Origin of the sequence: Microcoleus sp. CAWBG27, assembly GCF_020883145.1 — a bacterium.
Taxonomy (GTDB): domain Bacteria; phylum Cyanobacteriota; class Cyanobacteriia; order Cyanobacteriales; family Microcoleaceae; genus Microcoleus.
Map to the genome: position 1 here is coordinate 1 of NZ_JAHREU010000025.1, position 21,512 is coordinate 21,512.

General features: G+C 43.9%; 26 protein-coding genes. 16 read left to right on the plus strand and 10 right to left on the minus strand.

Annotated elements, in window-relative coordinates:
• Positions 1-363: 363 nt before the first annotated feature.
• Positions 364-975 (minus strand): thylakoid membrane photosystem I accumulation factor, encoded by a 612-nt coding sequence (locus tag QZ938_RS15615; protein WP_293352262.1) that lies wholly within the window; start codon positions 973-975, stop codon positions 364-366.
• Between the two features lie 316 nt (positions 976-1,291).
• Between QZ938_RS15615 and QZ938_RS15620 the strand changes: the two genes are divergently transcribed.
• The 7 genes from QZ938_RS15620 (at position 1,292) to QZ938_RS15650 (ending at position 7,364) form a co-directional block, all read left to right on the plus strand.
• On the plus strand, positions 1,292-2,200 hold the full coding sequence (locus QZ938_RS15620; protein WP_293146111.1) for an undecaprenyl-diphosphate phosphatase: 909 nt from the start codon (positions 1,292-1,294) through the stop codon (positions 2,198-2,200).
• Between the two features lie 73 nt (positions 2,201-2,273).
• Positions 2,274-3,041 (plus strand): methyltransferase domain-containing protein, encoded by a 768-nt coding sequence (locus tag QZ938_RS15625; RefSeq protein WP_293146109.1) that lies wholly within the window; start codon positions 2,274-2,276, stop codon positions 3,039-3,041.
• Between the two features lie 444 nt (positions 3,042-3,485).
• Positions 3,486-5,051, plus strand: coding sequence for an APC family permease (locus QZ938_RS15630; RefSeq protein ID WP_293352264.1), 1,566 nt, complete (start codon positions 3,486-3,488; stop codon positions 5,049-5,051).
• A 276-nt stretch (positions 5,052-5,327) separates the two neighbouring features.
• On the plus strand, positions 5,328-5,726 hold the full coding sequence (locus tag QZ938_RS15635) for a P-II family nitrogen regulator (protein WP_293146105.1): 399 nt from the start codon (positions 5,328-5,330) through the stop codon (positions 5,724-5,726).
• The gene (locus QZ938_RS15640) at positions 5,726-6,049 is read left to right on the plus strand and encodes a YnfA family protein (protein WP_293146103.1); all 324 of its coding nucleotides are present in this window, start codon (positions 5,726-5,728) and stop codon (positions 6,047-6,049) included. Before QZ938_RS15635 ends, QZ938_RS15640 begins: the two co-directional genes overlap by 1 nt.
• Before the next feature lie 206 nt (positions 6,050-6,255).
• Positions 6,256-6,774 (plus strand): hypothetical protein, encoded by a 519-nt coding sequence (locus tag QZ938_RS15645; protein WP_293146101.1) that lies wholly within the window; start codon positions 6,256-6,258, stop codon positions 6,772-6,774.
• A gap of 32 nt (positions 6,775-6,806) precedes the next feature.
• On the plus strand, positions 6,807-7,364 hold the full coding sequence (locus QZ938_RS15650; protein ID WP_293146100.1) for an adenylate kinase: 558 nt from the start codon (positions 6,807-6,809) through the stop codon (positions 7,362-7,364).
• Between the two features lie 248 nt (positions 7,365-7,612).
• Here QZ938_RS15650 and QZ938_RS15655 read toward each other — a convergent pair whose 3' ends face one another.
• A complete protein-coding gene (locus tag QZ938_RS15655) occupies positions 7,613-7,888 on the minus strand; it encodes a helix-turn-helix domain-containing protein (protein WP_293352266.1) in 276 nt (91 codons plus the stop codon).
• Positions 7,889-7,989: 101 nt separating this feature from the next.
• Positions 7,990-8,241 (minus strand): helix-turn-helix transcriptional regulator, encoded by a 252-nt coding sequence (locus QZ938_RS15660; RefSeq protein WP_293176704.1) that lies wholly within the window; start codon positions 8,239-8,241, stop codon positions 7,990-7,992.
• A gap of 148 nt (positions 8,242-8,389) precedes the next feature.
• Between QZ938_RS15660 and QZ938_RS15665 the strand changes: the two genes are divergently transcribed.
• The 3 genes from QZ938_RS15665 to QZ938_RS15675 all read left to right on the plus strand — a co-directional run bounded on the left by QZ938_RS15665 (position 8,390) and on the right by QZ938_RS15675 (position 9,291).
• Complete coding sequence (locus QZ938_RS15665) at positions 8,390-8,587, plus strand: hypothetical protein (protein ID WP_293352268.1); 198 nt, start codon at positions 8,390-8,392, stop codon at positions 8,585-8,587.
• A gap of 103 nt (positions 8,588-8,690) precedes the next feature.
• Positions 8,691-9,023, plus strand: a complete 333-nt coding sequence (locus QZ938_RS15670) for a hypothetical protein (RefSeq protein ID WP_293352270.1) — start codon at positions 8,691-8,693, stop codon at positions 9,021-9,023.
• A 73-nt stretch (positions 9,024-9,096) separates the two neighbouring features.
• The gene (locus QZ938_RS15675) at positions 9,097-9,291 is read left to right on the plus strand and encodes a hypothetical protein (protein WP_293352272.1); all 195 of its coding nucleotides are present in this window, start codon (positions 9,097-9,099) and stop codon (positions 9,289-9,291) included.
• Positions 9,292-9,343: 52 nt separating this feature from the next.
• Here QZ938_RS15675 and QZ938_RS15680 read toward each other — a convergent pair whose 3' ends face one another.
• Together QZ938_RS15680 and QZ938_RS15685 are read right to left on the minus strand one after the other, a co-directional pair.
• Positions 9,344-9,991, minus strand: coding sequence for a Uma2 family endonuclease (locus QZ938_RS15680; protein WP_293352274.1), 648 nt, complete (start codon positions 9,989-9,991; stop codon positions 9,344-9,346).
• 61 nt (positions 9,992-10,052) lie between these two features.
• Entirely contained in the window at positions 10,053-10,628 is a 576-nt protein-coding gene (locus tag QZ938_RS15685) for a Uma2 family endonuclease (RefSeq protein WP_293352276.1), read from the minus strand.
• Positions 10,629-10,815: 187 nt separating this feature from the next.
• Here QZ938_RS15685 and QZ938_RS15690 point away from each other — a divergent pair, with 187 nt between their 5' ends.
• Positions 10,816-11,046 carry a hypothetical protein gene (locus QZ938_RS15690; protein ID WP_293352278.1) on the plus strand — a complete coding sequence of 77 codons (231 nt, stop codon included), beginning with the start codon at positions 10,816-10,818 and terminating at the stop codon, positions 11,044-11,046.
• Complete coding sequence (locus QZ938_RS15695) at positions 11,039-11,425, plus strand: type II toxin-antitoxin system VapC family toxin (RefSeq protein ID WP_293352280.1); 387 nt, start codon at positions 11,039-11,041, stop codon at positions 11,423-11,425. The genes QZ938_RS15690 and QZ938_RS15695 overlap by 8 nt, the downstream gene beginning before the upstream one ends.
• A gap of 63 nt (positions 11,426-11,488) precedes the next feature.
• Here the strand turns inward: QZ938_RS15695 and QZ938_RS15700 are convergent, their stop codons facing one another.
• The gene (locus QZ938_RS15700; RefSeq protein WP_293352282.1) at positions 11,489-11,695 is read right to left on the minus strand and encodes a type II toxin-antitoxin system HicB family antitoxin; all 207 of its coding nucleotides are present in this window, start codon (positions 11,693-11,695) and stop codon (positions 11,489-11,491) included.
• An 18-nt stretch (positions 11,696-11,713) separates the two neighbouring features.
• Positions 11,714-11,917, minus strand: a complete 204-nt coding sequence (locus QZ938_RS15705) for a type II toxin-antitoxin system HicB family antitoxin (RefSeq protein WP_293352284.1) — start codon at positions 11,915-11,917, stop codon at positions 11,714-11,716.
• Between the two features lie 186 nt (positions 11,918-12,103).
• On the opposite strand from QZ938_RS15705, the gene QZ938_RS15710 reads away from it, so the two are divergent.
• Both QZ938_RS15710 and QZ938_RS15715 read left to right on the plus strand, forming a co-directional pair.
• On the plus strand, positions 12,104-12,853 hold the full coding sequence (locus QZ938_RS15710) for a hypothetical protein (RefSeq protein ID WP_293352286.1): 750 nt from the start codon (positions 12,104-12,106) through the stop codon (positions 12,851-12,853).
• Positions 12,854-12,860: 7 nt separating this feature from the next.
• Positions 12,861-13,307 (plus strand): hypothetical protein, encoded by a 447-nt coding sequence (locus QZ938_RS15715; protein ID WP_293352288.1) that lies wholly within the window; start codon positions 12,861-12,863, stop codon positions 13,305-13,307.
• A gap of 2 nt (positions 13,308-13,309) precedes the next feature.
• Here the strand turns inward: QZ938_RS15715 and QZ938_RS15720 are convergent, their stop codons facing one another.
• From QZ938_RS15720 to QZ938_RS15730, 3 genes are all read right to left on the minus strand, one after another.
• On the minus strand, positions 13,310-14,224 hold the full coding sequence (locus tag QZ938_RS15720; RefSeq protein WP_293352290.1) for a methyltransferase domain-containing protein: 915 nt from the start codon (positions 14,222-14,224) through the stop codon (positions 13,310-13,312).
• On the minus strand, positions 14,214-14,489 hold the full coding sequence (locus QZ938_RS15725; RefSeq protein ID WP_293342217.1) for a type II toxin-antitoxin system HicA family toxin: 276 nt from the start codon (positions 14,487-14,489) through the stop codon (positions 14,214-14,216). Before QZ938_RS15725 ends, QZ938_RS15720 begins: the two co-directional genes overlap by 11 nt.
• A gap of 211 nt (positions 14,490-14,700) precedes the next feature.
• Positions 14,701-18,696, minus strand: a complete 3,996-nt coding sequence (locus QZ938_RS15730; RefSeq protein ID WP_293352292.1) for a magnesium chelatase subunit H — start codon at positions 18,694-18,696, stop codon at positions 14,701-14,703.
• Between the two features lie 536 nt (positions 18,697-19,232).
• Between QZ938_RS15730 and QZ938_RS15735 the strand changes: the two genes are divergently transcribed.
• Together QZ938_RS15735 and QZ938_RS15740 are read left to right on the plus strand one after the other, a co-directional pair.
• A complete protein-coding gene (locus QZ938_RS15735; RefSeq protein ID WP_293146074.1) occupies positions 19,233-20,222 on the plus strand; it encodes a calcium-binding protein in 990 nt (329 codons plus the stop codon).
• Between the two features lie 169 nt (positions 20,223-20,391).
• Positions 20,392-21,441: a calcium-binding protein gene (locus tag QZ938_RS15740; RefSeq protein WP_293146071.1), complete on the plus strand. Its 1,050-nt coding sequence runs from the start codon at positions 20,392-20,394 to the stop codon at positions 21,439-21,441.
• Positions 21,442-21,512 lie beyond the last annotated feature (71 nt).

Consider the following 21,512-nt stretch of genomic DNA (forward strand, 5'->3'; position numbering starts at 1 on the left):
TGCTTCAATTAAATTCATGGTTAATTCATTTCAGAAGGGATAGTCTACCCGGACAGGGCAGACTTGATTACCTGTTCTATCATACATTCCCCCCTGACAATTAATCCACCCTGCCTAACCCCCCTTCCCAAGGGGGGGACAGGAATCTTCTCACAGTGGGTCTTCTTAAGTAAGGGGGGATTTAGGCTGGCGATTAATCAATGTATTTAAAATCGTATTGAGGGGACAGGAATCTTCTCAAAGTCCCCCTTCTTAAGGGGGATTTAGGGGGATCTAGGCTCCGCTAGAAACGAGAGATACAAAGATTTTGAATCTTAACTTGACATTCCTTGGACTCTGGAATTGTCCTTTTATGGCAACATTTTACTTCGACAATTCGATGTTGAGTTCGTTGACAACGCGCCGTTTCAAGGGAAGAGATTTTTCTCTAGGCAGCAAGTCGAATACTTTCCGAAAGGCATCATCTACCTTCTCAAAAGGTATTTGTCCTTTTTCGTTAAAAACTACTTTTCCCGATTGGTCGAGGATGACAGTTTGAGGTACGAAACCTTCGTAATAATGACCGGGTTCGGTTATTTTTGGTGAAGGTTCCGAAGGTAAAGAGTCAATGCTGACGGGGATAAAATCGGCTTCGCGACCGTAAAATTCCTGGAGGTTTGAGACAACGATCGCGTATTGCTTCGAGTCGCTGCTGTCGTCAGTGTAAAAAACTAACAAAGCGGGTTTTTTGCGGTTGAAAGAATCAGTCAGTTTGACTTTAGGAGGAACTAGGGAACCGTTACCTGCGTACAGGGCAAAGATAGTGCCGTCGAAGCGATCGTCCGTGAGAGTTGCGTAGGCTGGCGGCTGACCGATGAGCAGTATCAAGCTAAGTGCGATCGCCACAGTAAAAATACTGACCGACAAGATTCGCCGCAGCGAGCTGATGCCAGAAGCAGCAGTAACAATTAATTTTTTGGATTCGGAAAATATCATAGGTTGTTGGCACTTTCTGTAAGCTGGCTTCACTAGATGCAAAAACTTTTCTAATTGTATCAGCAACTGTATGCAAATGTTGCTGATTAGGTTAAGGTGGTTTTTGATTGAGGAGCTTAATTCTCTTTTAGTTGCAATCTACAGTAGGATGCAACTGACAGAATGCACCTGTCCCAATCAGCCTCTCAGCGACAACAACCTGTACCCGATCCACCAGAAAATTTATGTGCTGTGGAATTGTAACAGGAACTCGTTCCTGAAAATGGTGGAAGATCTTAGATTAAACAAAGAACTGACAACAGAGAACTGACAACTTATGATAGCTTTACTTGACGTACTCCTGGCCCAGACGCCCGCCGTTCCTAGCAACGTGCAGCATCAGATTAATATCTTGCAGGCGATCGTTTTAGGTATGGTGCAAGGATTAACAGAATTTTTGCCCATCAGCAGCAGCGCTCATTTGAAGGTAGTCCCAGTAGCCCTGGGATGGGGCGATCCTGGTGTTGCTTATGTTGGTGTAATTCAGTTGGGCAGCATTGTGGCAGTGCTGTGGTATTTTTGGAAAGACTTGACAAATATAGCTTTTGGTGCGTTTAAAGCTATTACCAGCTCAGACTACGAATCGCAAGAGTTTCGGATGGCCCTGGGAATTGGTTTGGGAACTATACCGATTATCTTTTTTGGACTGCTGATCAAGATATTTGTTAAAGATTTTGATAAATCACCGCTGCGGAGTTTGGGGGCGATCGCAATTGCGTCTATTGTCATGTCACTATTGTTAGCGATCGCCGAAAAAACTGGCAAGCGCGAACGGGATTACGAAAAATTAGATATCAAAGATGGTATTTTAATGGGATTAGCTCAAGCAATGGCAATAATTCCTGGTGTTTCGCGATCGGGTTCCACCCTAACAGCAGGATTGTTCCTCGGATTGCAAAGAGCCGCCGCAGCCCGGTTTTCTTTCCTGTTAGGAATTCCGGCAATTACTCTGGTTGGTTTAGTGGAATTGAAAAGTGCTTTGGGTGAAGGTGCCGGCGATGCTGGAGTTGTAGCTTTGATAGTCGGAACAATTTCAGCTTTTATTTTTTCCTATATTTCGATCGCCTGGCTGATGAAGTTCCTGCAAACTCAGAATACGTGGGTGTTTGTCTGGTACAGGCTGGCCTTTGGCGTAGCGATTTTAACTGCTCTGGCAGGTGGCGTATTGCAAAATCCACAAGGATAAAATAAATTTTGTAGGAGTGGCAAAAGTCGCTCCTACTCTACCTGCTAGCCGCCAAAAATCACACCATTTAATTATGACTGCATATCACGAATCCATCATCGATCAGTTCACCCGTCAAGCTGTGCCATTTTCTAACTTGTACGGCCACACAAATCAAGAATCTCTCGATTTATTGATGAAGATGGCAAGCGTATCTGAGAATGATACAGTTCTAGATGTGGCTTGCGGCCCCGGTATTGTGGCGTGTGCTTTTGCGGCAGTTTCCCATCGCGTTACTGGCATCGATTTAACACCGGCAATGCTAGAACAAGCCCAGATTTTGGCCGATCAAAAAAACTTGACTAATCTCTCGTGGGTGCAAGGCGATATCGAAACGCTACCGTTTCCCGATGAGAGTTTTTCGATTGTGCTGAGTCGTTACGCTTTCCATCACTTCTTGCAGCCGGATGTTGTGCTGTCGGAGATGGTTCGGGTGTGTCGCGCGGGCGATCGCATTTTGATTGCTGATGTGGCAATGCCGCCGGAAAAAGTCGATGCTTACAACTATATTGAGAAGCTGCGCGATCCATCTCATACTCGCGCCTTGACTCTGGAAGAATTGCCCAAATTAGTCGCGGATGCGAATCTGCAAAATGTCAAATTAGCATTTTATAAAGTAGAATTGGAACTAGAACAGCAGTTAGCTGCTTCTTTCCCCAACCCCGGCGATGACGATAAGCTGCGACAACTTTTTAGAGAAGATATTGGTGTTGACAGTCTGGGGATTGGCGTACATTTGAGAGGCGATGCAATTCATTATGCGGTTCCCATCGCTGCGATCGTTGGCGAGAAAGCAAAGTAATATAGCAATCCTAAATGATTCAAATAAATTTGTAGGGGTAGTGCCAGGAGTGCCTACCCCATTGATTTTCTAGATACAAGGTGCGTCGCCAGTAATAACTCTCGCTGCTTTCTTTTGATTTTCTCTTCCACGTACCCTACAACTAAATTATCAGCTAGTAGCTAATCTAGTAGCTAATTGCGATCGCCCCCAACTCCCAAAACCGCTGTAAGTGCGATCGCATCTGAAAAACTCATATTTCGTCTAATCCATACATCACAAAGCTTATAGACGAACTAACGCAAGTTAGAGCTAGCTTTTGTATTCTCTGATACAGACTTATCAAGTATTAATCATTACACAAGAGACTGTATGTAAATTATGACCAAAAGCAATTTGGTCACCAGCCGCTGGGTGCATCTACACCAATCGGTTTAAAGTCTAAAATCTAAAATCTAAAATTCGATGACCAACTCTAATGGACAACTCAAGCCTACTCTAGGATTGGTAGGCATCACCATTAACGCGATGGCGCTGATCGCACCGGGCGCTTTTCTGTGGACGACATACCAACTGCAAGCCCCGCCGGATTCCGCTAAAAATATGTGGGCGGCGATCGCCCTTGCTACCTGTATTGCCCTACTAACGGCCAGTTGTTATGCAACGCTTTCTAAAGCTTATCCCGAAGCAGGTGCGGGCAGTTCTTACTACTACGCCGAAGCAGCAATCTTAGCCAAAGAAGAACACAAACACTTTCGTTTGGCGCGTTTAGCCAAGTTTGTCACCGGGTGGGCCGCACATTTGTACTACTGGGTTTACCCCGGAATTATGATTAGCTTTATGGGAACGCTTGTCGTTTACATCGGGCAGTTATTTAACCCTGATTTTGCAACGGATTGGTTCACCAAAGCCTTAATTTGTTTTATCTTTACTGGGCTGGTGGGCGGCATTGCTCTCATGGGCGTTACTGGTTCTACACTGATTAATATCATCATCAACATTGTGCAAATTAGCTCTCTCACCTTCCTGGGATTGTTGATGATTGTTTACCGATTGGGTCATCCGAATGTCAATTACGAACACGCAAATGCCTTGAGCGTTGTGATGCCGCACGATTTATCCGGATTGATTTATCAGGCGACGATCGCAATCCTTTTACTTGTTGGATTTGAATCAGCAACAGCGATGGCGGGTGAGGCAATTAATCCTCAGCGCGATATTCCTCGCGGTGTAATTCTATCTTTATTTATCCAGGCTTGTATCTGCTATTTCTTTGAGTATTTCGCGGCTAATTTTTTCATCGGCGACCAATACACTGCAACCGTTGATGGTAAAACTGTAACGGGTTTTGCCGCAGCATTATCGTCGGGTGCGCCGATCGGCGATATCGCCAAAATTTTAGGAGATTCACTGCTGTTTGGCAACGGATTTTTGCTGCAAATTACGATCGCCAGCACAGTCGTCATGGCATTGATCGGGACAGCGCTATCGTCGCTATCAACGGGTGTTCGGATCAGTTACGCCATGGGGAGCGATCGCGAATTGCCGGCCGTATTCGGCTTTTTACACGGGCGCTACAACACGCCTCACATCGGTATTTACTTTCTAACTGGGCTCTCGGCTTTGATTGGTTCCTATGCAGTCCAGAGTGTCGATAACGTGACGATTGTCACCTTAGTTTCCAACATCGGCACGTTTATGCTGTACGGAATTACCTGCGGAGTGACGCTGATTGCAACTCTCGACCATTTGCTAGATGAAGAAACAAATCCAATCAAAACAATTGTGATTCCCTTATTGGGTTTGGTTGCCAATTTACTGATGGTTTGTGGCATTTTCTACTACGGTTTGACTGGATCTGGTAGCGCTCAAACAAATTCTTTGACTGCGATCGGTATTTCTTTGGCCTTCTTTGTCGGAGGATTTGCTTACCTAATTGGAGACAGCTTAATTAAAGGTAAACCACTGTTTTTGCCATCGGATATCAATCATCCACTGCGCGATAACGTCCCTTCCTCTAAATCTCGATAGGCAACTAAATCCTCCTCAGAAACTCGATAGGGAGAAGGGGAGAGGGGGAGAAAGAATTTCTTTTATTCATAATAGTTTTCTACCTGAAGCGCTGCGCTGAGAGGAGTCGAAGCATCGAAGGGCTTTCTTCGTTCTTCCTTATTGCTTCTTCCCTCTTCCCTCTTCGTTCTTCCTTATTGCTTCTTCCTTGTTCCCTCTTCCTTTTTCCCTCTTCCCTCTTCCCTCTTCCCTCTTCCTTCTTCCTTCTTCCTTCTTCCCTCTACTTACTTAAAATCTATGCAATTAGTTCTTGCGATTATCCAGCCTGCTAAATTGGATGCCGTCAAAGAAGCCTTAGTCAAACTCGGCATTCAGGGAATGACTGTCACCGGTGCGAAAGGATTTGGGCGACAAAAAGGAAGACCCCTAGCTTTTTTGGGGTTGCTAGATATGGAAGGCAAACCTTTTACAGTTGACTTTCTGCCCAAAGTCAGAATTGAAATTGTTGTAAATGACGATCAAGTCGATGCAGTTGTTGATACGATTGTGGCAGCAGCAAAAACAGGAACAGTTGGAGATGGTAAATTGTTTGTCATTCCGGTAACTCGAACAGTTCGCATTCGTACTGGCGAAGAAAACGAAGATGCTTTGACAATCGAAGAACCTGCAACCTTGAGCGATTCCCGTAAAAAATAATGATTCAATCTTTGTTGCTGTTTGTAGTAGCTGGAATTTGTGAAATTGGCGGCGGCTATTTATTTTGGCTGTGGTTGCGCGAAGGTAAAAGCCCTTGGTTAGCCGTAATTGGGATGGTTATTTTGGGCGTTTACGGGGTGGTACCAACGCTGCAACCGGCTACTTTTGGACGGGCGTATGCGGCTTATGGCGGTGTTTTCATTGTGTTGTCGATTCTGTGGGGCTGGATTGTCGATCGCATTGCTCCTGATAAGTACGATTTACTGGGAGGGTGGATTGCTTTGCTGGGCGTTTTGGTAATCATGTACGCACCTCGGCGTTAGGAAATTATTCGGCGGTTGAAACCGCTTATTGTCATACAAAGTCTGGCTCCGCAGACTAAAGAAGAGTCCGCTGGTAACTTCAACCTGCGGACGCTTTTTTGTCAATTTTTGCTGACAATCAGACTTTTTGATGCTTGCTTTTTGAAATAAATAGGTAAAATAGTAGTGAAAAATACAGAAAATAATTAAGTTATCAAAACTAAGTGATGTTTAATACAATATTGACCCAACAGCGACAAGTCCTCGGAACCTTTTCTAGCCGTGAAGACGCAGGAAAAGCCCTCGATTATCTGGTGTTTTCAGGCTTTCCACTAGCCCAGATGTTCTTGCTGGGGCAAGGCTTCCAAGAAGGGCAAAATTCTTTAAATCTTCCCTGTGAGTCGTTAGGGGCGATCGCAGGCACTGCAACAGGGCTAAAAAAAGGAATGTTCTTGGGCAATTTGCTGGGAGGTGCCACCGGGCTGGTATTGGGAATGGGAATCCTGGCGCTTCCCGGTGTCGGTCAAATATTGGTGTCTGGGGCGATCGGCTTTACGCTGTTGAGTGGTGGAATTTGCACGGCTGCGGGCGGATTGGCGGGGGCTTTGATTGGATTGGGATTGACTTCAGAGCAAGCGAAAGCTTATCAGCGGCAGATTTCTCAGGGCAGTGTGTTACTAATTGTAGAAGGCAGCGGGCATGAGGTCGATCGCGCTAAATACTTGTTCGCAAAGTCGATCGGCTAAACTTAAAGTTGAATTCTGGCGAACGAGCAGCTATGCAAAAAGTAGCAGTATTTGGCAACGCGGGAGGCGGTAAATCCACTCTCAGCAAGAGATTATCGGACATCACTGGATTGCCGCTTCACATCTTAGACAAGATTCAATATCGATCGGGCGGCGCTGAGGTTCCAAAGGAAGATTTTAAGCGCGCCCATCAAGAAATTTTGCAGACTGACAGATGGGTTATTGACGGTTTTGGTTGCATGGAAACCCTCTGGCTGCGACTTGATGAGGCGGATACCCTGGTTTTTATCGATCTACCGCTATACGTGCATTTCTGGTGGGTAACTAAACGACTGATGTCGGGTTACTTTAAACCGCCCGCAGGCTGGCCAGAAAACACCCCAATATTAAAGAGTTCGCTTACCAGTTACCGCGTGCTTTGGTTGTGTGACAAATTTTTGAACCCAAAATATCGCGAATATATCGATCGGGCGCGAAGTACCAAAAGTGTTTATCACATCACATCGACTGAGCAGATTTCCCAATTTTATACATCAATTGAAAATGAGTTTAACTTTGAAGATGGTGCAGCAGCCTCACAAGCGGATTAAAATTATATCATCGTCGATCGAACCTTGGGAATTATTCGCGAACTTCCTCGATAGTTTGTGCTTTGAAAGTCACTAATACCAATTTTATAGGTCGTTGCTTCCGAATCTGATTTCCCCCAACCCTCCTTAACAAGCAGGGCAGTTTGATTGTCGTCAGACAAATTAGGTACGTAGTTGCGCTTCAGCGCTCTTAGCGTATCTACTTAGAGGAGAGCATAAAGGGCGATCGCCCAGAAAGCAATGGTTTTCTAATCTTCATTTTCCTTCACAGCGATCGGTCCAAAATCATCGGGAATTTCCAGGGCTGATTCAATTTGTAGCAATCGCATGATAGTTTTCCACTGCCGAGGCGTTGGTTTTGCTTCTGTTTCGCCGGAAATCCACCGCTGGTAAGTTCGCAAGGGGATACCGCACTGCACCGCAAATTCCGCCTGAGAAAGCTGCGTCCGCTCAATTCTCAGCGTCTCTATTGGTGAATCACTATCTTGAGGCCTTCTGTCTTTTTTGAGAAATTGGCGCGTCATATTGACATATTATAAATCAATCATCGATATAGCACGATCGAAGGCATGACTATCCTTCTCATGCCTTCGATCGCGCGGCAAATCGAGGGGAAATTGAATACTCACTCAGGCGGGCCAAAGCGATCGGGCAAGTCATCAAGAGTTAACCCGCGCGATCGCAAAAAATTTGCCAAAGCTTTCATCTGGGCAATTGTGAATGTCGGCACGTTATCTCCGGCTTCCCAGCGACTCACAGTCCGTACCGATGTCCCAATTTGCCGAGCAAATTCTTCTTGGGACATTCCTAACTCATCTCTCAGTTTTTTAAGCAGTGATTCGCCAGCTTCTTCTTGAGGTTGTCTTCGCTTAATCATTACAAAATGTGACATCGTGTCTAGACTGCTTGACAAGACAATCTTGTCCAGACACTATGTCTATATAGACAGCAAAAGGGCAGAGTACGGGAAATCAGCCCTGCCTTTCTAGTGTCTCATTTTGCTCGCAATCTATGACAGAACAACGATGAACTACAAACAACAACTTTACCCGTGGGTGATTTACCGTCACCTGCCCAACCTGCAACGCCTGACTGTGGCGCGTTTTCGCCGCCGAAACGACGCCGAGGAACACTTGCGGATTATTAAAAGATTGCTACCGCAAGTGGAGTTTGCGATCGCCTTTGAGGTGAATTCGCAGCAGCTAACAAATTGTGCAAGATAGTAATAAGAGCGATCGCACTTTGGGAAGATAAGGGCGATCGCTTTTCCAGAATTGTAAATTGAGATATAATAGACAACAAGCAAAAACTCTTACAACCAAGTCTATGTTTACTTATAGCAAGGTACTGAATCAAGTTAAAAGCCTCACGCTTGCAGACCAACTGCGGTTATTAGAAGACTTGAAAAAAATGATTCAGTTACGGGAAGAAGTTGCAGAAGATGATGAAGTAATTTCAGCAGAAGAAATAGCAGAGAGTGAAGCTGCTTGGCAAGATTACCAGGCCGGTCGCGATCGGGGGATATCCTCCAAAGAACTCAAATTAAAGCTATTTGGAGAAAAAATTGCAGCAAGTAATGTCTTTGCGGATATTAGCGATCCGGTGGAATGGCAGCGAGAGTTGCGTCAAGATCGTCCACTTCCTGGTAGGGATGAATAATAGGGAGGAAAATCCAATATAATAAGTAACAAGCAAAAAAAACAACAAAACTCAGTGTAAGTTAAGATAGCCTATGTTGACTGTTGAACAGATAGAAAATGCGATTCTCCAACTTCCGCCCAACAAGATTGGAGAGTTGTTAGAGTGGTTTCTAAATTTGGATTTCCAACGATGGGATGTTCAATTAGAGAAAGATATTGCCGAGGGTAAACTGGATGCTTTAGCAGCAGAGGCGAGATTGGATTTTGAGAGTGGTAATTATCGGTAAATTAGAGAATAAATTCGAGCTGATTTCATAAAAGCGGGTAAAAAACCCGGAATTAATTTAAGTGCGATCGCACCCATTCCCGAAACTCTCTAATTCTCGCATTCTCTCCCTTTTCCGAGTCTAGGTGCATAAACTGTGCGATTTCTTTGACAGGAAAGGAGGCAAATGCCAAACTGGTTTCCGACTCGACATAACCCGTATCATTTAAAATGTTAATTATTAGTTTTCCCTTCTTCCAAATCCAAACCTCCGGCACTTTAAGTTCCGCATAAACCGCCATTTTATTGATAGATGAGCTAGTCAAATCCATTTCCACAGCTAAGTCTGGTGGAGGATCTGTTTTGAGATCGATTGTTAATTTACCCCGCATTAATGCTTCATTTTGGATATAAAAACATTCATCAGCTTCTTTTCCAGCTTTTTTGGGTTTTGAACGCCAAGTAGATGATTTTAATCCGATAATTTCAATCCCAATTTCCTCAGAAAGTGCTACAATTAGTCGGCCGAGAGTCCAGCTATACCTCTCATGTTCTGGTAAAGGTACCATGAGTTCTAAAGTTCCCTGATAGTAAGTCATGCGTGGCGTTGAACGTTCCGCAAATATTTCTAACAACTGTTCGTAGATTTCCCAACTGATATCCTGTAAAACCAGGTGAGAACCTGCAAGCTCTTCTTTACTGTAGGTCAGGGTTTGAACCATTGTAAATACTCCACGAGAACTTTAACTCTATTTTACTGTATCGGATAAGTTCGATCGCACTTTACCAAATCGATTCCAGATTCAAAACAAATCCTGGGAGAATATCTTCACCAGATACAGTGAGTGGAGATTCTAACACTTCAACTTCTTGATTCGGACGGTAAATTTCTACTTGCCGAGATTTGCGATTGATTAACCAACCTAAAACAGTACCATTATCTCGATACTCTTTCATTTTATCCTGAGTTTCCTTCAAACTATCGCTGGGAGACATTAACTCGACGACAAAATCAGGACAAATTGGCGGAAATTTCTTTTGTTGTTCGGGAGTTAGTGCATCCCAGCATTCTAATTTTACCCAAGAAGCGTCAGGCGCTCTATTTGCATTATTAGGAAGTTTGAATCCTGTTGAGGAATCAAAAACTTTACCCAGTTTATTCTGCTGATTCCAAATCCAAATCTGTGCTGTTAATCCTGCATTGCTGCTTCCAGTTTCTCCTCCTGCTGGTGACATGATGATTAATTCTCCTTTCGCCGTGCGTTCCAATCTAATATTTTCATTCTCCTGACAGAGTTGAAAAAACTGATCGTCTGTGAGGTTAATAATGGGATTGAGGTTAAGGGTGAGGGCAGTCATAGTGGTATTTTCTCATGGCTAAACGACCTTTATTAAGGATTGTAGCAGATTGAGTAGTTGTTAAGGGCGATCGCATTTACCAGAATTGTAAATTGAGATATAATAGAGAGCAAGAAAAAACTCTTACAACCAAGTCTCTAATTGCTATATAATAGTAACACGAGTCAAAAATCTGAACATAAAGCCTATGTCTACTTACAGCACTGTACTGACTGAGGTTCTCAGACTTGAACCAAATGAGCAACAGCAACTTTTAGAAGTATTGTCCGCATTGATGCGCGATCGCATAACAACCCAGACTCAGGGTAGCAATCCAAAATTGCCTCTAAAAAACTTAAAGCGATGGCGCGGTTTTTTACCTAAGCGCGTGGATGCTTTGGAATTCCAGTTGCAACTTAGAGCAGAATGGGATGATTAATAAATATCTTCTCGATACCAACATTCTGATTTACTACTTCTATGACGAGCCGGAAGTTCAGGTTATATTTGATGAAATTGAAGCTGGAGATGCAGAGGCATTTTACTCTCCGATTAGTTGGGTGGAGTTACTTTGTTACCCGGCATTGACAGAAGAACAAGCGAATGAGATGCGAGAATTTTTGAGGCTTCTTAAGTGCGTATTATTAACAGAATCAGTGTTAGATAGTGCCGCCAAAATTCGCCGAGATTATCGCTTAAAACTAGGTGATGGTGTAATTGCAGCCTGTGCTTTAGTTGAGGGATGTGTTTTGGTGACTCGTAATGCTAAGGATTTTAAGCGCGTGGATGGGTTAACTATATTGAATCCATTTGATTAGGTAAAAGAAAGGGCGATCGTACTTTAGGGAAGATAAGGGCGATCGCCTGTGATGCTATTTCAACTACGCAAACATCGATCGACCTTTCGGTTCTGGAATAGCGCGACCCAGTGCGTTAGCCGTTTCTATCCACTCCTGCATAATAATCTCTAAATTTTGCAGTGCTTCTCGATAATTTTCGCCATCCGCAGCACATCCCGGCAATTCAGGGACTTCGGCAATAAATGCCTGGTCTTCCTCACTCCAGTGAATAATTACTTCGTACTTCATTAAGGAATTTTAACTCACTTAAAAAGGTCGATCGGGTTCCTGTCCTAATTCTTTGCAAAACTCTAGATAATCATCGATCGACTTTTGGAATTCTTCGCTAGCTTCTTCAATAGTTTGTGCTTTAAAAGTCACTACGTCATTAATATCAAGCACTCGCCCGAAAAGAATTTCCGCTTCTGAATCTACTTCAATGTTAGCACTGTAACCCTTGTAAGTCATCATGGTTGTAAAAATATATTTTTATGTAAATAATTGTGTGAAGTTGGATTTTGTGTTGAGGTATGATATCAAAAAATGATATAGTTGTCAACTGCAAGAGATATCTTAATTTACCTAGTGTGAGGTCATCTCTCTAAGAACGCTATAAGATATAATGGAATTGCTGAAACTAAAATTTAAAGAGCCTTTGTGAGAAAATACCTCAAATCAGTAGCTATTGTTGGTGCAATCATCAGCACATGGAGCTTGGGCATTATTGGTAATACTTTAGCTCAGGAAAATACCTTCGATTTAGTCTTGAGAATTTTAAAAGGGGAAAACTGCCAAGGTTCTACGGAGATTAAATATCGCTCACAAAGTCTAATTTCACCCGACGGCAAAACTTCTGTTTATTATGACGTAGTTCTCAGAAGGTTAGGGCAGCCAGACAGTCGCTTAAGAGGTCCTGCAAGAACTAGACAATGTATGCCATTTAAAGGCAAAACTGCATCTGCAAGAATGATTATTCAGAAGGATTCTGGTCAAATTATTAAAGATTTGCCAATAGTCCCAGAACACCTTGTTTTGCTCACTCCAGTCTCTTTCTCTACTGAATCAAGATATTTGATTGAAGAATCACAAGTTTCTAATGGCTTTTCTTCCTATACCAGCTATAGGATTATTGATTCTAAAAACAACTTTAAACCGTTATCCTTGTCCCCTTGTCAGAAATCACAATTTGGTGGCGAGTATAAAGGCTTTATTTCAACCAATGAGATTGTTTTTGAATGTAATCATGATCAAAGAGGAGAAAGAATTTATGAAATTTTAAATTTGCAACAAAGATTTATTCGTTTAGAGTCAATACAATTTGAAAATCCAAATAGCCCGCCTACTTCAACTTATGGTTCTATCTCACGCCCATTTAGTGTTGTGAAAGTACAGCAATTTCCCAAGTAATTACTCAATGAAAACAATCTTTACTACACCTATTTTATTGGCTTCTTTATTACTAGGTTTCGCTACTACAGCAATTGCTAGTGAAGGAGACTCTTGTTACTCAGAGTTAGCTGGATTAGCTGGACACATCAGTGATGATATTTGTGTCCCTCCTTATATTTTTGCAGGGAGTGCTTGGGGGAGAGTCAAGGGAATGAGGTATATATGGAACTACCTGCAAATTGCAGTTAATGCTGGTCGTCGTGGAGACTATGACACTGCATTGCTAAACTTTGAAAGAGCTATGCAAGCCTTAAGAAGTAATCCAGTAGATCCCAGAGAAGCTAAGTCCATCAAAAGAGAACTAGATAGGGGATATAAAGCAGCGTGGAATGCAAAAGAAGCCATGAAAAGGGGAGATATTAACGCTGCTTATCGGACGTGGGTGACTATTAGTGGATGGAAGAAGAAGTAAAATTAGTTGTTATTGGATAACTGAGAAGATTTTATAGCAACTATTCTGATATGTTGGTGGTTCACAAACCATCTGCTACCATCAAATAGTTGAGAACGAACTTGATTTTCAACCGCTTTAAAAATTTTTTGCCGGTTCTCATCATCCATATCACGAAAGCGTTTAATGTTCAGTACCAGATTTCCTGTCCAGCTACGGATATCTACTACGTATAACTTTTTTGGAAAAATCCTATTAACAATTACTGTAAATCCTTGACTTGTCAGCAAATTGCAATATTCTTCTTGAGTCGGTAAGTACCAAGGAAAATCCTTATTAATATCAAAAGAAGAATTTTGAGGACTCATAACTTCTTGAAGAGCTAATATAATTTCTTTAGCAGTACCGTGTCCATAAAATTCTGCAACAAACCGTCCGCCAGGTTTAAGTGCATTCCAAACAGAAGATATCACTTGTTCTGGAGGTTTTATAAGATGAATTACATGATGTGAGAACACAGCATCGAATTCTTCATTAAAACCTAAATCGGTGGCGTTTCTTATTTCAAATTGGAAATTATTACAAGAATCTTTACGAGAATCACAGATATCAATACCAACTACTCTAGCAACTCTTTTATCAGCAATCTCTTTCGTTAATTCCCCCTCTCCACAGCCCAGATCAAGAATATGTTCATTCTTTTGGGGATTCAAAAGTTCCACTAAACTCATATCTTTAATCCGTAATCTACCTTTAGGTTGAGGGACAGATCTCCCTATTTCCTGAGCAGTCTCAATCCACTGCTGCATAATAATCTCTACATTTTGCACGGCTTCCTGATAAGTTTCCCCATCAGCAGCACATCCTGGTAATTCAGGTACTTCGGCAATAAATGCCTGGTCTTCGTCACTCCAGTAAATGATTACTTCATACTTCATGATCATCTTGGTTAACCAATTTATATTTCAAAATTACTGCACGAACTTGCTTTACTTGATAAGCTTTAGCTTTTGATTGATCTGCTTTCTGCGGTTGGAGGTTGAGAATTTCTGCGACTCCCTCCTTCGTAAAAATATGGTGACTTCCCTTAATTCTTACCTCAAATCCTAATATCTGGAGTATTTGACATAAATCGCTAAAGGAAAAATTAGCATCGGATGCACCAAGCATCAGCTTAGCTAGAAGTTTGTTTATTTGAGTCATTAATTATTTTCATTATTGTCTGGGCGTTAATACTCTCATAAAATAGTGCAAGGGTATCAATTACCCCTACACTATTATAATTGAACTTACGCATCGAGGTTCAGAAACCGGGTTTTTTACGAAAATACTTGGTACTAACCCGCAGACTCGGTAAAAAACCCGGTTTCTTTGGTCATAGCGCACAACTTACGCCTGCACTAATTCAGGAACCTTACTCTACCCCCTCAATCCGGTCTTCCACCTCCTGATACAACTCACGCAACCTGTCCAAATTACTCTCCGAAGTCTCCCAATAACCCCGGCCGTTCACCTCAAGCAAAGTGCTCACAATCTTGCGGAAAGAATGAGGATTTAAGTTAAGCAAACGCTTCTGCATCTCCTCATCTTGGATAAACGTACCGTTCACATCCTCATACACCCAATTATCCACAGCGCCCGCAGTCGCACTCCATCCAGTCGTGTTCACCAGACGCTTAGAAATCTCCCGCACGCCTTCATAACCGTGCGATAACATCCCTTCGTACCACTTCGGATTCAGCAGCTTAGTCCGCGAATCTAAACGCACGGTTTCTGATAGCGTCCGTACCTGGGCGTTGGCTGTGGTGGTATCAGCAACGAAGGATGTTGGTTTCTTGCCATCTGCGCGCAAACTGCCGATCAATTTGGTCGGATCGGAGTCGAAATAGTGGGATACGTCGGTTAGCGAAATCTCCGCAGAATCTAAGTTTTGGAAGGTGACTTCAGCAGTTTTTAAGGATGATTCAAAAATCTGCCTGTCTTGTTCCATTGTTCCTGGGTTGTCGGAAGAAAAGGCGAAGGATTTGCGGGTTAAGTACATTTCCTGTAACTCGGCTTCGCTTTCCCAGGTGCTGTTTTCGATCGCCAAGTTGACGTTAGATGAGTAGGAACCGGAAGCGTTGGAAAATACGCGGGTTGCTGCTTGGCGCAGGTTGATGCCCATTTCTTCGGCTTGCTTCAAGGCGTGTTTGCGGACGAAGTTCATTTCTAAAGGTTCGTCGGCTTCGGCTGCCATTTTCACGGCTTTATCTAACAGGTTCATTTGGTTGATGAACAAGTCGCGGAAGACGCCGGAACAGTTAATTACTACGTCGATTCGAGGGCGTCCCAACTCTTCTAAGGACAGCAATTCGAGTTTGTTGACTCGGCCCAAAGCGTCGGGTACGGGCTTGACTCCTACCATCCACATTACTTGGGCGAGGGATTCGCCGTAAGTCTTGATGTTGTCGGTTCCCCACAGCACAACGGCGATGGTTTCTGGGTAATTTCCGCCGTTATCGAGGCGCTGTCTTTCTAATAGCCGATCGACAACAACCTTAGCAGACTTCACCGCACCCGTCGTCGGGATTGACTGCGGATCCAAAGCGTGCATATTCTTGCCAGTCGGCAAAACATCCGGGTTGCGAATCGGATCGCCACCGGGCCCAGGCACAATAAACTCGCCTTCTAGCGCGCGCAACAGTGCGCCTAATTCGTTGTCGGCACAAACTTGCTGCAAGCAGAATTCTAGATACTCAAACAGCGGTTTAATCGGTTCTGGATCGACTTTTTTGTAACCGGCGGCGTGCAAGGAATCAATCCAAGGTGTTTTCTTGCCCATGTTGAAGAAATTTAACTTGGAAACTAGGGAAACTCTGCCCTCCGCATCGGTTTGTTCCTTCACCAAAGCGCTGACAGCATCGCGACAGGCTAAGGTGATATTTTGCAGCAATTCGACATCAGTTAAAATGCCTCGATCGCTATTGGTGTAAATTTCCTCGATATCGCGTCCCAGACTGTTAGCGATAATTCGCGGTAAGCTGATCAGGTTGTCTTCTTCCCGGTCTAAATTGGCAATGTTAACCAAAGTTGCGATCGCCTCTTCCGCAGTCGGCGGCTTCCCGATCACGTGCAAACCGCAAGGTAACAACCGCGATTCAATCTCCATCAACTTGCGGTAAACCAAGCCAACTAAATTGTCTCTTTCCTCCGCAGTCATGCCCGCAGCAACCCCTCTTTCCTGTTCGGGAGGTAGGGCGATATCCTTGTCTAAATTGACCAAACGGCATTTTTCGACGATCGCATCCACGATCGGCACACCCCGGCCCGTATCCTTCAAAGTTTGATAGGAAGCAATCAACTCGCTGAGTTCCTGCAAACCTTTATACAAACCAGCATTTTCAGCCGGAGGAGTCAGATAGCTGATGGTTTCAGCATAACTGCGACGCTTAGCAATTGTTGCTTCGCTGGGATTGTTGGCGGCGTAATAATAAAGGTTAGGAATTTTGCCGATCAAACTGTCGGGATAACAATCGATAGACATTCCCATCTGCTTACCAGGCATGAATTCTAGGGAACCGTGAGTGCCAAAGTGCAGCACCGCATCCGCACCCCAAATGCGCTCTAAATAAGTGTAGTAAGCAGCAAAACCGTGGTGGGGACTAGCAGAACGAGAGAATAACAACCGCATCGGATCGCCTTCATATCCAAAGGTAGGTTGCACTCCGATAAATACGTTGCCGAAATGTTTCCCGAAAATCAGCAAGTTTTGTCCGTCGCTGTTCAAATGTCCCGGAGGCGGGCCCCAGTTTTCTTGCAAACGTTCCGAATAAGGAGTGAATTCTTCGTATTCAGCTACGGACATCCGGTAAGCAATATTCAATTCCGGACTTTGGTATTGCGCTGTTGCGTCGTGGATGACTTCTTGCATCAGCTTTTCGGCGGAATCCGGCAGTTCTGGCAAGTCGTAACCGTTACCTTTTAGGGCTTTCAATACTTCGTAAATTGAGCCGAAAACGTCGAGGTAAGCGGCTGTGCCGACGTTGCCTTTGTCGGGTGGAAAACTGAAGACTGTGATCGCAACTTTCTTGTCTAATTTCGGTTTGCGCCGCAGCATTGCCCACTTCATGGAACGCTGGGCGATCGCCTCGATTCTATCTTGCAGCGCGATCGCCTTTCCAGTTGCGCCATCTCTACCCGACAAGATAATCGGTTCGATCGCACCATCCAACTCAGGAATCGCAACTTGCAAAGCAACCTGAATCGGATGCAAGCCCAAATCGCTATTTTCCCACTCTTCCGTCGTTTGGAAAACCAGCGGCAAAGCCACCATATAAGGGCAGTTGAGCTTTTTCAAAGTCTCGATCGCCTTTGGGTGATCCTGTTTCGCCGGGCCGCCCACCAACGCAAAACCAGTCAGAGAAACCACCGCATCTACGATCGGCAGCGGTGCCACACCTTTGGGCCCAACTTCCAAGAAAAAGCTTTCAACCGGTTTCGAGAAGTCCAAACCGCCTGCAAAAATCGGTAACACCCGCGCCCCCATTGCCTCCAATTCCTGCACAATTGCTACGTAGTGCGCGTCATCTCCAGTAACTAAGTGAGTGCGCTGCAACACTAAACCGATGCAAAGTGCGAGGGGATCTTTGAGGTCTGCGGAAATATCTTTGCGGGCATTATACCAGGCGAGATATCCTTTGACATCCTCAAACATTCCTGGTGCTAAAGGATGCCAAATCCCCATATCCGGGTAAACAACTGGCTCTTGAAAACTTAACTGTTCCTGGCCTTTGAATACATATTTATGTGACAGCATCAGCAAGAAGTTTTCCAAGTTTTCTTGGGAACCGCCCAGCCAATACTGGAAACTTAGCATGAAGTTGCGGGCATCTTGAGCTTTGTCGATCGGCAAATATTTCAGGACTTTCGGCAAAGTTTGCAGCAGTTTCAGCATTCCGTCTTGGAAGGAACTCCCGGACTTTTCCTTCCGTTTTTTCATGAATTCGCCGATCGCGCTTTTGCTTTGTCCCAACTGCGCCATCGAGAAACTGCCCATTTTATTGAGTCGCATCACCCCCGGCATCGACGGGAAAACTACCGCGACATCCAAGCTGTCGCGCAGCGGTTCCACAGCCGCTACCACTTTTTCGGCCAAATCTTCGATAAAAATTAGAGAAGCAATAAATACATTGGCATCAGCTACATCCCGCTTAAAGGCCTCGTAATTTTCCGGGCTGCGAAGTTCTTCGATCAGATAGCCGCTGATTTCTATTGCCAGATTCGGATTTTTGTTATTTATCGCTCGAACCGCTGCGGAGAGGGCGCTTTGATACTGCGGTTCTAGTACGACATAGACCACCTTCATGAGCGATCGCCCCTGCAAGTTTTCCGGCACGACGTGGCGAATGGTGGGCTTGACGTGAGTGAACATCCGGTTAGGCTCCTTATAAGATGCTGTTTTCGGCAATCGGGAATTTTTTTGTCCCCTAAGCATTTTTACCAGAAAACGCTTGCCATTAGCTGATTTGAGCCTACATATGACACAATTCGACAAATTTATTGCAATTTTTAGTTACATTATTTTACAAATTCGTTGAGCAACTGCTCCAAATTATCTTTACAAATATTTACTTGACATTAGTCTCTTAATATGTTTTATGGCTAAAATAGGAATTAAGAAACAAAAAATCAACAAATCTTTGAGAAAAACGCTCCTGAGAAAAGTTCCTAAGTTTGTAGAAGTAATCCAACAGGCGATCGAGCAATTAATTAATCCCATAAAGTCATAAGTTCCGAATTTATCACCGTTCTTTCGGATGAGTGCGCTATTAGAAAACTTCATATTTTGCCGGGAACTTAAAACGGTTGCAGAAACTCTGTATTGTATAAGTTCGCGATCGGCGATCGAACTCAGGTGAAATTAATTGCTGTTGATTGTCAAGCTCATCAAAACCCTAGGGGGACAATATGGCTAACTACGCAATTTTCGACGAAAAATACTACCTCGCCCAATATCCTTGGGTCAAACCGGCGATTGATGCCGGAGTAATCGCATCCGGCAGAGAACACTTTGAAAAATTTGGTAGAGCTGCTGGCCTAACTAAAGTATCGCGTTATTTTGACGAAGCTACTTACCTTGCAGGCAACCCAGATCTCGCACCCTTTGTCAAAACTGTCAACCCAAACGCACCTTTTGCAACAGGACTCGATCACTTTATTCAGTTCGGTTACGATGAAGGACAGCGCCGCGCTAAAGTATCGCCTGAATACAACGAAGATTTTTATTTAGCAAATAACCCAGAATTGCGATCGTTTATCGGGGCTAATGCACCTTTCAAATCAGGATACCAGCATTTCATTCAATTCGGTGCCAAAGAAGGTCGGTTTGGGACTTCATTTTTTGAACCGGAATACTTAAAGAAAAACCCCGACATTGTGCCGTTTGTCAACTCTGGAAACTTGAAAACTGGTCGGGAACACTACTTTAATTTCGGGAAAAACGAGCCAAGCCGCGATGCAACTTTTGTAGGCAGCCGCAGCAACGATGTTCTCACTGGGATTGGCGTGGGGAATACCGAACTTGTGGGAGTAGAAGTAGGTATCGCTCCCAACGGTAATCGCCAGTATGAAAGCTTTGGAACTAATGAATTCGATGTCCTAATTGGCAGCCCGGGAGTTGATACATTCGTCCTCGGAGTTCCTGCATCAGCCGGGAATCCCTCCGCGGTACCGCTGTATTTGGGTAACGGTCAAGCTACTATTAGGAACTTCAACGCAGTAGACGATTTGATTCAACTGCAAGGAAATTCTTTAAACGACGGTTACAGCCTGACTCCTGTTGGCGGCAATTTGTCAATCCAGCGTTTTGGAGATGTGCTGGGCGTGATTGAAGGAGGAGCAGGTTTGAATTTGGGATTCCAACAATCTAATGGTAACGGTACTTTTGCGATCGGTTAGTCATTAGTCAAGAGTGCGAGCTTAAGAGCTCGCGAACAGCAGTCATTGGTCATTAGTTGATACTGATGATTGATGACTTATTTATTGGTTGTGGGCTAATGTGCCATAAAAAAGTACGATCCTCTTCGAGGGCTTCGCTAACGTACTTGAGATCCTTAAAGGAGCAACGATGAATTACGATATTTTTGACGAAAAATACTACTTATCGCAATATCCGTGGCTGAAACCAGCCATTGATGCGGGAATCATCAAATCTGGCAGAGAACACTTTGAAAAATTCGGTCAAGCCGGTGGCCTTACCAAAATATCGCGGTACTTTGACGAAGATACCTATTTAGCTCAAAATCAAGATATTGCACCCTTTGTTCGCACCGCCAACAACCCAAATCGGCCTTTTGCGACCGGATTAGACCACTTCATTCAGTTTGGTTACGAAGAAGGCCGCACGCGAGTATCACCTGAGTACGACGAAGTTTTTTATTTAAAGCGCCACTCCGATATAATTCCCTTTGTCCAAAACGGAACTTTGAAATCCGGCTTTGAGCACTTCATCAAATTCGGAAACAAAGAAGGTAGGTACGGGACAAGTTTCTTAGAACCACGTTACTTATCAGATAACCCAGATGTGGCCGCAGTTGTCGCGACTGGAACATTGAAAACTGGTCGAGAACATTATCTAAAATTTGGGCAATTTGAGTCAAATCGACTCGGATTTTTTACTGGAACAAATGGTAATGATATCGTCACGGGATTTACAGCGGGGAAAAATCAAATCACTGGGCTGCAAGTAGCTTTCGCCGGCCCAAATCCAACTATGGGCATCAATAAGAATAAGTATGATTCTTTGAAGTTAGATGAGGTACTGAGAGTACCTTTTATGACCACTAATGAATTCGATACATTAATTGGTACTGCGGGTACTGATTACTTCGTCCTCGGAGATGCCGCTCCCAACAACCGACTTAGTTTTATTAGCCGGGTCAGTTTCTATGAGGGTACTGGTGAGGCTAGGATTGTCAACTTTGAAAAAGGCAAAGATGTTCTTCAGTTGGTGGAAAGCTTGGATCAACTTACCATAACTCCATCAGGGGCAGACTTGTTAATTCAAAAATCTGGAGATACACTTGCCAGGATTCAGGGCGGCTCGAATCTAACTTTGCAATCTATTCCAATGATAAATCCGTTTAATCCTCCAGTCGGTATCACTTTACTTGGCTAGAAATCATAGATATTCAGTTATATTTGACTGTTATTACAATCACCCGATCGAGTATTGTGTCAGTTCCCGAT